Source organism: Nonomuraea sp. NPDC059007 (assembly GCF_042740555.1).
GTDB lineage: Bacteria > Actinomycetota > Actinomycetes > Streptosporangiales > Streptosporangiaceae > Nonomuraea.
Window position 1 is genome coordinate 100736 of the sequence record NZ_JBHYJD010000038.1, and the last position, 10668, is coordinate 111403.

The window sequence follows — 10668 nt, forward strand, 5'->3', positions numbered from 1 at the left end:
GGCTACGCTCGGGTGGCGGGCTTTGCGCTACTGGGGGGTGGCGCCCCCTGTTTTTTTTCTCTTTAATCCCCCTATAACCGGTTGGGGGGCGGGTGTCCCCCCCGCCGGCGGGGGGGCCCACGACCAGATGATCCTTGGCCTTGGTCGCCCGGACGACGACCTGCTCGTCTCTGAGATGGCTTCCGGTCTCGAAGGTGTACGCGCCGCCGTCGCGCGTGTAGCGGGCCGTGTGGACGCCGGCCGGCGGGTCCTCCCGGCGGAGCCAGGTGGCGATGAGCGCTCCGCTCTGGGGGGTGGGGACCGGCCGTACCAGAACATCCAGGACGAGACCGTCGGGATAGAAGCGGAAGACCTGCTCGTCTCCGGCGTAGATGCCGTCGAGCACGGTCAGGCCGCAGTCTTGACCAGCTCGGCGGCGGCCCGCTTCCGGTTGGCCCGCGCGGCGCTGATGCTGTCGTAGGTGAAGACCGACAGGGCCAGCCACACGATCGAGAAGCCGATCCAGCGGCTCGGCGGCATGGTCTCCTTGACGATCAGCACGCCGCACAGGAACTGCAGGATCGGCGCGATGTACTGCAGGACGCCGATCGTGCTCAGCGGCACCCTGATGGCCGAGGCGGTGAAGAACATCAGCGGAATCGCGGTGATCAGCCCTGCCCCGGCGAGCAGGAGCGCGTGGCCGGGGTTGGTGTGGCCGAAGGTGGCCTGGCCCGAGGCCTCCAGGAAGACGAGGTAGCCGAGGGCGGGCGTGAGCAGGACCAGGGTCTCGACGGTGAGGCTCTCGGCGGCGCCGACGTTGGCCTGCTTCTTGACCAGCCCGTACACACCGAAGCTGACGGCCAGCGTGAGCGCGATCCACGGCAGCCGGCCGTAGTCGAGGGTGAGCACGACCACCGCCAGCATGCCGAACCCCACCGCCGCCCACTGCAGCGGCCGCAGCCGTTCGCGCAGCAGCAGCACACCGAACAACACGCTGACCAGCGGGTTGATGAAGTACCCCAAGGCCGCCTCGACGACGTGGCCGGTGTTGACCGCGTAGATGTAGGTGCCCCAGTTGACCGTGATGATCACGGCGGCCAGGGCCAGCAGGACGAGCTTCCTGGGCTGCTTCAGCAACTCCCTGAACCACGACCAGTGCCGCCTGACCGCGAGGATGACGACCACGGCCACCAACGACCACGCCATGCGGTGGGCGAGGATCTCAAGCGCCCCCGAGGGCTTGAGCAGCGGCCAGTAGAGGGGGAACAGTCCCCACATCGCGTAGGCCGCGACCCCGAACAACACACCACGCTTCTCGTCAGGCATGTAGCCCATTTTCGGACATTACATGCTTAAATACAAACGCGTACTACTATGTGGGATTATTTAGGTTGTCTTAACGGTTTGCACCTGTGTTCCGGTCTGTAGGGTGGAAACCAGGAGGTGCACCATGGGTTGGCTGTTCGGCAACAAGACATCGATGGTCCGTCAGGAGGAGGCCCTGCCGGGGCGCTCCACCCGGATCCCCGTGCCCTCGCGGCACGCCGTACTCGATGCTCCGCTGGCGCCGCCGTACCCGGAGGGGCTGGAGATCGCCGACTTCGGCCTCGGCTGTTTCTGGGGCGCCGAGCGCAAGTTCTGGCAGACCGAAGGCGTGTACACGACCGCGGTCGGCTACCAGGGCGGCTACACCGAGAACCCCACCTACGAAGAGGTCTGCACCGGCGCCACCGGCCACACGGAGGCGGTCCGCGTGGTGTACGACCCGGCCAAGGTGTCGTACGAGGAGCTGCTCAAGCTCTTCTGGGAAAACCACGACCCGACCCAGGGCATGCGCCAGGGCAACGACGTCGGCACCCAGTACCGATCGGCGATCTACTACCACTCGCCCGAGCAGGAGAAGTCAGCTCTGGCATCCCGAGACGCCTACCAGGCCGTCCTGAAGGCATCCGGCTACGACGAAATCACCACAGAGATCGCCCCGGCCCCAGAGTTCTTCTTTGCCGAGGACTATCACCAGCAGTACTTGTTCAAGGTCCCGAACGGCTACTGCGGCATCGGCGGAACCGGAGTCGCGTGTCCGGTGGGTCTGACGTCCGGCGACGCGTGAGGCGATGCTCAGGCAAGAGCCTGCGGTTCTGTATAGAAAGATGTACAGTTGATGCATGACTGTTCTGCGCGACGCTACTGAGCTGAGTGTCACAGAGGCGGCCCAGCGAGGCGTTGCCCGCCTGGTGGCTGATGCGGAGCACGGGGCCGATCTGGTGGTCACCCGTCGGCATCAGCCCGTGGCGGCCGTGGTGAGCATTCGCCGACTCAATGAGTTGGAGGAAGCAGCGGCCGATTTGCGGGATCTTGCGCTTGTGCTCGCCCGATCGGCCACCGACACGGGGGAGCGGGCCTCGCTCGATGAGGTGCTGGCCGCTTTCGGGCATACTCGCGAGTCGCTGTCCGCGCTCCCGGACGATGAGTGAATCGTGTCCGACGTCGTCTTCACGGCGTCGGCAGTCGACGACCTCCGGCGCATTGGCCCAGACGCGGTGCCCAAGATACTCAAGAAGATCCTTCTCCTTCTGGACAACCCTGAAGCTGGTTACCCGCTTGGCGGGGAACTGACCGGTTTCCGGAAGCTGGTGGTCGGTCGCAACACCTGGCGTGTCGTCTACCGCATCACCGAGGACAAGTCGGTGGAGATCTGTGAGGTGTGGGCTGTCGGTGAACGTGCCGACGCGGAAGTGTACGCGGAGGCGACGGCGAGGGTCCGCGAGGCGGGTGCAGGCCGCCCCGAGATCATCCGGCTCGGCCAGGTGATCGAACGCCTCGGCACGTTGGCTGATCACATTCGAGTGGAGAAAGCACCTGCAAGGGAACCGGTTCCGGATTGGCTCGCGGACCGGTTGATCTCCACGGTCGGGATTGCGCGCGAGGACGTTGCCGCTCTTGACCTTCAAGAGGCGGTCGACACGTGGGCTGAGTACCGGTCCAAGCCTCATTAGGTCGTGCATCTACTGCCCGAAGCGAAGTACTAGGCCGTGTCCCGTGATCATGTGACGGGGTCGCGGAGCCAGATGCGGATCGAGGCGACGTCGATGGTGCCCTGGTAGATGCGTTGTCGTTTGTCGTAGCGAGTGGCCACGGCACGATGCTGGCGGAGTTTGTTCACGCAGCGCTCGACGGTGTTGCGTTCTTTGTAGGCCTCCCGGTCGAAGACCGGGGGCCTGCCGCCTTTGGAGCCGAGTCTCGTGCGGTTGGCGGCCTGGTCCTTCTTCATCGGGATGACGGCCTTGATGTTGCGTTTGCGCAGGTAGCGGCGGTTGGCGCGAGAGGAGTAGGCCTTGTCGGCCATCGCCCTGGCCGGCCGGTTGCGGGGTCGTCCAGGGCCACGGCGCGGGATGCGGATGGACTTCAGCAGCGGGATGAACTTCGGGCAGTCCGCGTACTGGCCCGGGGTGAGGATCCGGCTGATCGGTCGGCACCGCCGATCGGCCACCAGATGAATCTTCGTGGACAACCCGCCCCGTGACCGTCCCAGGGCCTCCCGACCCGCCGACGTCACCTCGTGATCTTTGCAAGCCCCTTTGAAGGCAGGTCGACGGCCGGAGCGTGCCGTGCCCCGGCCGCGTGCTGGTGCGCGCGGACCACAGTCGAGTCCGCGCTGACCGTCCAATCCTCGCCCTCGACCTCGTCGCAGCCCGCCCGCAGCCCGTCCAGGATCCGCTCCCACGTCCCATCCAGCGACCACCGGCGATGCCGGTTGTAGACCGTCTTCCACCTGCCATAACAGGGCGGCAGGTCACGCCACGGCGTGGCCGTACGCGTCCGATGGAAGATCCCGTTCATCACCGTCCGATGATCACTCCACCGAGCTCCATGCACGGTCTGCGACGGCAGCAGCGGCTCCAACAGCAGCCACTCCGCATCCGTCAGATCATGACGCTTCAGACGTTCCCCATCCACATGGATGATCTACACCAAAACGCCCCCAAAGGCCACGGGCACGATCTAGGGGAGGCGGGCCAGCAAGTGGGCGTCGAGGAAGCCCCGCTCTGAGGCCGGGTCGTGGAGCAGCCGGGCGAACGGGACGAGCCCGGCCCCGGCCAGCAACTCGACGAACCGGTCCGCTGGCCAGCTATAGGCGGGCGTCACCTTGTGGTCGAAGCGGACCGGCTCCGATCCGTCGGTCGCGAAGAACGAGACCAGGAGCAGGCCGCCCGGTGCCAGCACACGCACCTGCTCGGCGAGCAGCGCGGGCAAATCCCCAGGAGGGGTGTGGATCATCGAGTAGTGGGCCAGCACGCCGCCGAGCGCGCCGTCCTCGACCGGCAGGGCCTCCATCCGCGCCTCATCAAACCGCAGCGCCGGATGGGCCCGCCGGGCGTGGTCGACCATGCCCGGGGAGAGGTCGAGCCCGAAGGCGTCCAGCCCCAGATCGTGCAGCATGGCCGTCAGATGTCCAGGCCCGCACCCGACGTCGACTGCCCGCAGGTTCCCCGTCCCGCGCACCAGCTCAGCGAAGGTACCGATCATGTTCCGCGAGAACGGCTGCGTCTCCAACTGATTAGCAAACATCGACGCATACAGCTCGACGACCCCGTCGTAGGCCGCCCTGGTGTCGTCCTGATGTTCCATCACGGGGAAGGAAACTAGCATCCGCGCACGTTCGCAGTTTCTCGGCCCCGTGTCCCCCAACCCCTTAAGGTCTGACTGTCCGATCACATGATCACGGGATAGGCCCTAGTTCAAGGTCCCGAACGGCAGTACCAATGTCAAGCTGGGTGACCCGTCTGAGTGGTCCTGCCCAACGGGACTCACGACACCCGGCGACAGCACCTAGTGGTATTGCTACTTCGAGTAGTAAACTTGAGGTGTGGCTATGCCAGAACAGAAATATCACCCTGGAGAAGGGCCCGCCGCAAAGGTGAGCGTGTCGCTGAGGGCGGGCAACATTCGGGCGGTCAAGGAACGAGTGGGTTCTCGGGGGTTCTCGGCCTACGTTGACGCCGCTGTTGAGCGTCAGATCGAGCGCGACCTCCTGGAAGAAGCGCTACAGGCGAATGAGGAGGCCGCAGAGCCGATCCCGCAGGTGATGCGTGACGAGGCGGCCGCCCTGTTCCGCGAAGTGAAGTCCGCGCCTGAACTCCGGGAGGGCGGCGAATGGCGCGCACACGAAGCCGGTTGAGTGCCGGGACGCTGGTTCTGGATTGCGAGGGGCTGTCGAAGTGGTGTCAGGCTGATCCGCAGGTCACCGCGTATGTCAGGGAGGCGCAGGGGAACGACTTCCGAGTGGTGGTCAGTGCGTTGACCCCCGTGGAGGCCCAGCACGTGAAAGCCAAGACGGATCGCCTCCGCTGGTATCTGTCGCGGCTCCGAGTGGAGCCTGTAAGCGAGGAGATCAGCCTGATCGCGATCGAGTTGCTTCGTGCGTCTCGGATGCACGGCCATAAGTACGCCATCGATGCCGTGGTTGCCGCTACGGCCTTGAATGCCGTAAAGCCAGCCGTCATGCTCACATCGGACGTCGATGACATGAGCAAACTATGCGGGAAATCGGTGAAGCTGGTCACCGTGTGACTTGCGGCATCATGGCCACTGTGCACCCACGGGCATCGGTCTGACCACCGGCGACGCGTAGACCTGCGACATCTGGCCCCTGATCGCTCGGCTTGGCCCGATGCCGATCACGGGCCGGAATCATGTTGCAAAGACCTCTGCCCCCACTTCCGGACGCTCATCTCCCGAGGACCTGCAGATTGTGTTGGATGGGCGAGCGCGGTCTTGAGCATCGGGAGTGCCAGGATCGGCATGTCGAAGCCCATGACTTCGCGGAGCAGTCCGACAGCCAAGATGTCGGAGATGCCGTTGGCCCAGTCGGTGATCGTGTGAAGGTGGCAGGAGCGACGATCACCGCGTCTGCCGGAGGCAGGGCATGCGGTAGGTGCTGCGAGCCCGGTCCCGTGCACCGCTTCCACGCCATGTGGTGATCACGGCACCTTGGTCTGTGCGGCGGTAAAGGGGATCGAAAGCCGGTTTCCCTAGACTCCCCATGTTCATCGCTCAAGCCGGATGTATGGGGAGATCAGATGATCAAGAAGCTCGCCGCGATCTGCGCAGGAACCCTCATGGGGGCCGCGATGCTGATCGGCGGCAGCGGGGCGGCCCAGGCCGACCCGAACAAGTGCTATCCGTCCAAGCCCAACTGGGTCTGCTCGGCGAGCTACGGCTCCGGTCAGACGGAGGCGTGGATCTGCAGGCAGTCCTGTGAGCGCGCGTCCAACCTGGTCGCCGGAGTCCGGTACACCGACGAGGGTGACGTCGTCGAGGTGTTCGACAACGGCGGCAAGGCGCCTGTCGCCTACGTGAAGGTCGCCGGGAGCGGGACCGCGGTCTTCACCGGCGAAGGGAAGTACAAGCAGAACTACACCGAGGGCAAGAAGATCTGGGTGAAGGTGTGCAGTTCGTCCTCGTCCAACCGCGCCTGCACCGACTTCAGCCCTGCAGGCCGTACCTGACGGTGTGGCATACCTCGTCGAAGCAGCCTGAATCGCATGCTCGAAGCCGCCGACGTCACCCAGCTCGTCTGGCTGCTCCGCTACCGGGGTCGGCGGCTGGGGCGTGGACGCCCTGGTCGGTGCCGGGCGGGAACGAGCAGGCCGATTTCGCGTAGTGGCGCAACGTGCGTTCGGAGACGCCGACCATGTGTGCCAGTTTTCCCGATCCGCCACATGGCGTCATCTCCGGCGGGCGACCAGGATGAGCAGCCCGGCCAAGGAGAGCACGCCGGTCAAGATGATCAGTTGAGCGTCGTAGCGGATGTCGTGAGTGGGTGTCAGCATCTCGCCGAGATGGAAACCGAGGTGCACGCCCACCGCCATCCACAGCGTTTGCGTACGGACTCGCGCGGCCGCGCAGGCGAAACCGAGCGCAGTCGCCGGCAACACATAGAGCACACGCTCGACAGGCGTGTCGGCCGGGCTGTAGGAGATGATGTGCAGCACGCCGAAGCCCACCGACACCACGATGAGCACCGTTCGCGAGGACAACCGGCCGGAAAGTGTGTCGAAGAGATGACCACGCCACAGCAGTTCTTCCGGGAATGCCTGGCTGAGCAGGGCGAAGGCAATCGAGAGCGGCAGGTACGGCAGCTGTGCCGCAATCGTGTTCTCGCCATCCCAGGCGGCCACGCCGAGCGCCACCGACAACGCGTTGGCGGTGCTCACCGCGCCCGCGGCCACCGCCGTACCCAGCAGTAACTGAGGCGCGACCCGCCAGGAGAGCGTGAGACCCACGCCTTGCCACGATTGGCGGCCGAGGAAGCGGCGGATGAGATAAACCAGTCCGAGCGAGGCCAGTGTGATGCCGATCATGCCGAGCGGCCGGTAGAGGACATCCTCGGGATCGACGAGCAGCGCAACGGGAGCCGTGCCGACGATCAGCTGCACGAACGTGGCAACGACCGTGATCAGCACAGCCCAGACGGGGTGGGTGGCCTTCATGGACCGCCATGCTAGGAAGCCGGCCGTCGCCGGGCATCGGTTCCAGGGAGGAGCCGATCATGACGTTGGTCATGGGTTCTCAGGGAGGATCACACCGGCCGCGGGAGAAACTAAGGTCGGACCGTGCTGCGCCGTCTCGTACCGAGTCCTCATCAACCGTCAGCCATGGTCGGGCTGCGTGACACCGGTCCGCCGCCGCTGTTGAGTTTCGTGTTCTGGGTGGTGCTCGCCGCCACCGCCGTCGCATACGCGGCCGGTTTCGACATGTCCGACTCCTCAAGCGGCCAGATCCTGGCGTTCAGCGTCAACCTGTCGCTGGTGACCGCCCTGTGGCTGGTGCTGCCGTGGCGTCGCACCGGTGGGTGGCGAGGGTCGGCGGCGGTGGTGTTCCTGACGGCGACGTTGACGTTGGGGCCGGTCGGCGCGGACGGGATCCACCTGCTGCTCACGCTCATAGCCTTCGCGAACGTGGCGTTCGTGCACGGCATGCGGACGGCCGCTGTGATCGTCGGCTGCATGTGCTGTGGTGCGTTCGTCTCGGTCATGACGGTGTTCGGAGGCAGCGTCCGGGACGCCGTGACGCAGACCGTGCCGATCATCGTGTTCGCCGTCTTCGTCCTGGGCATGACGTCGGCTGTGCTGGAGGCTCGGCGCAGACGTGAGGATGCGCAGCGGCTGCTGGCCCGGGTCAGGGAGCTGACGATCGCGCAGGAACGAGCCCGGATGGGCGCGGAGATGCACGATTCCGTCGGCCATCACTTAACGGTGATCAAAATGGGCCTGGAAAACGCGGAACGGTTCCGCTCCCGGCGTCCCGACGCCGCCTGGGAGGAGGTGCGTCAGGCGAAGGACCTCACGAAGCACGCGCTGACGGACGCCCGCCGCTGGGTCCGGGCGCTGCGCCCGCTCGCGCTCGACGGGCACGTCGGCAGCGCGGCCCTGCAACAGCTGGCGGCGTCGTTCGACGGCACGGGGCTCGAGGTCTCCTTCGAAGTCGAGGGCGGCGAGCTACCGCTGGATCCCGACGTCGAACTCGTCCTGTATCGGGTCCTGCAAGAGGGCCTCGCCAACGCCGTCCGGCACGCAGATGCCCGCCAGGTACAGGGCATCCTCGCCTTCCGCGATGACCGGGTCGTACTGACGGTGGCCGACGACGGCAGGGGCCGCGACCGCCGGGCGCGGGGTGGGTTCGGCCTGCACTCGCTCGCCGAACGCACCCGGGCGGTGGGCGGCACGCTGACCACGGGTGATCGTCCCGGTGGTGGGTTCGAGGTACGGGCGGAACTGCCCGCCGGCGCGGGGGCGGCGCTGTGAGCACGATCCGGGTACTGCTGGCCGACGACCAGGAGCTGATCCGCCAGGGCCTGCGGAAGATGCTGGACATCGAGGACAGCATCGAGGTCGTCGGCGAGGCCGCGGACGGTGAGGAGGCTCTGCGTACGGCCGGGCAATGTCATCCGGACGTGGCGCTTGTGGACGCCAGGATGCCCGGGATGAACGGCGTCGAGCTGATCACCCTCTTGTCGGCACGATATCCGGCGGTTGCCGCGCTCGTGCTCAGCACGTTCGACGAGGACGGGTACATCTTCGGGGCGTTGCGGGGTGGTGCCGTCGGCTACCTGCTCAAGGACTGCACGCCGGAGGAACTGGTCGATGCCATCCGGCGAGTCGGCCGCGGCGAGACCGTGCTGGCCTCCCCCATAGCCGCCCGGCTGGTCACCGAAATCCGCCGCTCGGCGGCACCGGTGCCGCCCGGCGCGCTGGCAGACGATGAGCGACTGTCGGCGCGAGAGGTCCAGGTGGCCGAATTGATCTCGACCGGAGCCACGAACAAAGAGATCGCCGCCCGGTTGCTCCTCACTGAGGGAACGGTGAAGAACCACGTCACCAGCCTGCTCCGCAAGTACCATCTTCGCGATCGCACCCAGCTCGCGCTGCGTCTCCAGGAGGTACGGCGGGCCGCACCATGACCCCAGGCGCCGATGCGCGTTCACGGGGGGAACGCCTCTGGCGCCACGAAGCAGGGAGGTTCAGGGAATTGCGTGCCCAGAACAACGTCTACATCGGTTCGGTTGCACTCGACGATGCTGGGCATTTCGCCGTCCCGGACCTGGGATCGCTGCCGGTTGCCCAGGCTCTGACCGAGGCCGGCTCCTGGCTGGCCCAGGAGGGGATGGATGTCGTCATACCCAGACGACTGATCGTCGAGGCCAGGCTTGCCTGCTGGCTTCATGCCCGCGTCGACAACGCCCGCGGGAGCCTTACGCCGTCAGGCAGCCGCGTCCTGGGAGGACAAGCGACGCACCATCGCCCGTCTCGACCTGGTGCACATCCGGCCCGGTGTCCCATCAGAGGTGCGCGACGCGCTGGTTCGTGTCGTGGTCTGCGAGATAGCCGAGGTCGGCGGTCTGCGCCTGGTCACCGCGGTCGACGATCCCGGGCTCCATAGACTGGGGTTCCGGCCCGCCAACGGCGGCGGTCTTGCGATTCACACCAGGAACACTGAACCGCCAGAGGACCCCGTGGCCGGAACTTGATCCGAGGTGCCTCACGAGGCTGGGCCTCAAACGAAGCGTTCTTCACCGACGTCTGGCAGCGGGTCGGGGAGGTCGATGCCGGCGCAGACCTTGGCCGCGGTCAACCTCACTGGGCAAGAGCCACCGGATGCCTTCGGGGCCGAGCCCGGTGCGTGGTTTCCGGGTGACGGCGAGGTTGCCGCTGTGGTCAAGGTGCTGGTGGCCGACGACCAGGCAGTCTTGAGAGCCCCGCACCCTCGCGGCACTCCAACAGTCCGGACGATGAACAACAAGTTAGGCGTGTGAACCCCTGGCGCAGCCGAGGTGATCTCGTGCTCGGCCGCGCCGACATGCCGGTGAGGTAGCGATCAGTCGGTCCGGTCGTCGGGGTCGGACCTCGTTCCCGTGTCGAAGCTCGCTGTCACGGGCGCGGTACTCCAGTCGCTCACCTCATCGCCCCTGTCGACGCGCAGCAGCCGCGCCTGCATGGCGTCCATCAGCTGGTCGGCGCCGGGCAGGAACTCGGGGCCGTTGACGAAGTGCATGACGGCTCCGACGACGTCCTGGCTGTCGTCCTCGTCGAGGTCCTCGGCGTCGAACGGCCTCCAGCCCGTCGCGGTGGCCGCGGCGAGAAGGCGAGCGGGGTCGTGGACGTGCACCTCCAGCAGGCTGATCGTGCG

General features: G+C 66.3%; 14 protein-coding genes and 1 pseudogene. 8 read left to right on the forward strand and 7 right to left on the reverse strand.

Features of this window, described 5'->3' with window-relative positions:
* Together ACFWY5_RS42570 and rarD are read right to left on the reverse strand one after the other, a co-directional pair.
* The coding region (locus ACFWY5_RS42570) for a hypothetical protein (RefSeq protein WP_379638237.1) at nt 1-385 on the reverse strand (385 nt) is incomplete at its 3' end.
* A gap of 2 nt (nt 386-387) precedes the next feature.
* Nucleotides 388-1305, reverse strand: coding sequence for an EamA family transporter RarD (rarD, locus tag ACFWY5_RS42575; protein WP_379625305.1), 918 nt, complete (start codon nt 1303-1305; stop codon nt 388-390).
* A gap of 124 nt (nt 1306-1429) precedes the next feature.
* On the opposite strand from rarD, the gene msrA reads away from it, so the two are divergent.
* The 3 genes from msrA to ACFWY5_RS42590 are packed head-to-tail and all read left to right on the forward strand — an operon-like array spanning nt 1430 to nt 2975.
* Nucleotides 1430-2089: a peptide-methionine (S)-S-oxide reductase MsrA gene (gene msrA, locus ACFWY5_RS42580; RefSeq protein WP_379625307.1), complete on the forward strand. Its 660-nt coding sequence runs from the start codon at nt 1430-1432 to the stop codon at nt 2087-2089.
* Nucleotides 2090-2144: 55 nt separating this feature from the next.
* Nucleotides 2145-2453, forward strand: a complete 309-nt coding sequence (locus tag ACFWY5_RS42585) for a type II toxin-antitoxin system prevent-host-death family antitoxin (RefSeq protein ID WP_379625309.1) — start codon at nt 2145-2147, stop codon at nt 2451-2453.
* A 3-nt stretch (nt 2454-2456) separates the two neighbouring features.
* A complete protein-coding gene (locus ACFWY5_RS42590; RefSeq protein WP_379638238.1) occupies nt 2457-2975 on the forward strand; it encodes a type II toxin-antitoxin system RelE/ParE family toxin in 519 nt (172 codons plus the stop codon).
* A 47-nt stretch (nt 2976-3022) separates the two neighbouring features.
* On the opposite strand, the gene ACFWY5_RS42595 is transcribed toward ACFWY5_RS42590, so the two are convergent.
* Both ACFWY5_RS42595 and ACFWY5_RS42600 read right to left on the reverse strand, forming a co-directional pair.
* Nucleotides 3023-3921, reverse strand: a protein-coding gene (locus ACFWY5_RS42595) for an IS5 family transposase (protein WP_379638243.1) whose coding sequence is annotated in 2 segments (ribosomal slippage) — nt 3023-3579 and nt 3579-3921 — 900 coding nt in all. Because the reading frame shifts where the segments join, the coding sequence is not laid out codon by codon here.
* A gap of 60 nt (nt 3922-3981) precedes the next feature.
* Complete coding sequence (locus ACFWY5_RS42600; RefSeq protein ID WP_379625313.1) at nt 3982-4611, reverse strand: class I SAM-dependent DNA methyltransferase; 630 nt, start codon at nt 4609-4611, stop codon at nt 3982-3984.
* Nucleotides 4612-4852: 241 nt separating this feature from the next.
* On the opposite strand from ACFWY5_RS42600, the gene ACFWY5_RS42605 reads away from it, so the two are divergent.
* The 3 genes from ACFWY5_RS42605 (at nt 4853) to ACFWY5_RS42615 (ending at nt 6488) form a co-directional block, all read left to right on the forward strand.
* Nucleotides 4853-5158 carry a hypothetical protein gene (locus tag ACFWY5_RS42605; RefSeq protein ID WP_379625315.1) on the forward strand — a complete coding sequence of 102 codons (306 nt, stop codon included), beginning with the start codon at nt 4853-4855 and terminating at the stop codon, nt 5156-5158.
* Nucleotides 5134-5550 (forward strand): type II toxin-antitoxin system VapC family toxin, encoded by a 417-nt coding sequence (locus ACFWY5_RS42610; protein ID WP_379625317.1) that lies wholly within the window; start codon nt 5134-5136, stop codon nt 5548-5550. The genes ACFWY5_RS42605 and ACFWY5_RS42610 overlap by 25 nt, the downstream gene beginning before the upstream one ends.
* 509 nt (nt 5551-6059) lie before the next feature.
* Nucleotides 6060-6488, forward strand: coding sequence for a hypothetical protein (locus ACFWY5_RS42615; RefSeq protein ID WP_379625319.1), 429 nt, complete (start codon nt 6060-6062; stop codon nt 6486-6488).
* A gap of 219 nt (nt 6489-6707) precedes the next feature.
* Here the strand turns inward: ACFWY5_RS42615 and ACFWY5_RS42620 are convergent, their stop codons facing one another.
* Nucleotides 6708-7472, reverse strand: a complete 765-nt coding sequence (locus ACFWY5_RS42620; protein ID WP_379638239.1) for a CPBP family intramembrane glutamic endopeptidase — start codon at nt 7470-7472, stop codon at nt 6708-6710.
* Between the two features lie 165 nt (nt 7473-7637).
* Between ACFWY5_RS42620 and ACFWY5_RS42625 the strand changes: the two genes are divergently transcribed.
* Both ACFWY5_RS42625 and ACFWY5_RS42630 read left to right on the forward strand, forming a co-directional pair.
* Nucleotides 7638-8786, forward strand: a complete 1149-nt coding sequence (locus ACFWY5_RS42625) for a sensor histidine kinase (protein WP_379638240.1) — start codon at nt 7638-7640, stop codon at nt 8784-8786.
* The gene (locus tag ACFWY5_RS42630; RefSeq protein ID WP_379625325.1) at nt 8783-9442 is read left to right on the forward strand and encodes a response regulator; all 660 of its coding nucleotides are present in this window, start codon (nt 8783-8785) and stop codon (nt 9440-9442) included. Before ACFWY5_RS42625 ends, ACFWY5_RS42630 begins: the two co-directional genes overlap by 4 nt.
* Before the next feature lie 378 nt (nt 9443-9820).
* Here the strand turns inward: ACFWY5_RS42630 and ACFWY5_RS42635 are convergent, their stop codons facing one another.
* Both ACFWY5_RS42635 and ACFWY5_RS42640 read right to left on the reverse strand, forming a co-directional pair.
* On the reverse strand, nt 9821-9964 hold the full coding sequence (locus ACFWY5_RS42635; protein ID WP_379625327.1) for a hypothetical protein: 144 nt from the start codon (nt 9962-9964) through the stop codon (nt 9821-9823).
* Between the two features lie 392 nt (nt 9965-10356).
* Nucleotides 10357-10668, reverse strand: a pseudogene (locus tag ACFWY5_RS42640) (hypothetical protein); the annotation flags it as partial.

Bases quoted from the DNA above. Each gene is read 5' to 3' on its own strand.
- rarD (WP_379625305.1), bottom strand. From the start codon at position 1,305: ATGCCTGACGAGAAGCGTGGTGTGTTGTTCGGGGTCGCGGCCTACGCG.
- msrA (WP_379625307.1), top strand. From the start codon at position 1,430: ATGGGTTGGCTGTTCGGCAACAAGACATCGATGGTCCGTCAGGAGGAG.
- ACFWY5_RS42585 (WP_379625309.1), top strand. From the start codon at position 2,145: ATGACTGTTCTGCGCGACGCTACTGAGCTGAGTGTCACAGAGGCGGCC.
- ACFWY5_RS42605 (WP_379625315.1), top strand. From the start codon at position 4,853: ATGCCAGAACAGAAATATCACCCTGGAGAAGGGCCCGCCGCAAAGGTG.
- ACFWY5_RS42610 (WP_379625317.1), top strand. From the start codon at position 5,134: ATGGCGCGCACACGAAGCCGGTTGAGTGCCGGGACGCTGGTTCTGGAT.
- ACFWY5_RS42615 (WP_379625319.1), top strand. From the start codon at position 6,060: ATGATCAAGAAGCTCGCCGCGATCTGCGCAGGAACCCTCATGGGGGCC.
- ACFWY5_RS42620 (WP_379638239.1), bottom strand. From the start codon at position 7,472: ATGAAGGCCACCCACCCCGTCTGGGCTGTGCTGATCACGGTCGTTGCC.
- ACFWY5_RS42625 (WP_379638240.1), top strand. From the start codon at position 7,638: ATGGTCGGGCTGCGTGACACCGGTCCGCCGCCGCTGTTGAGTTTCGTG.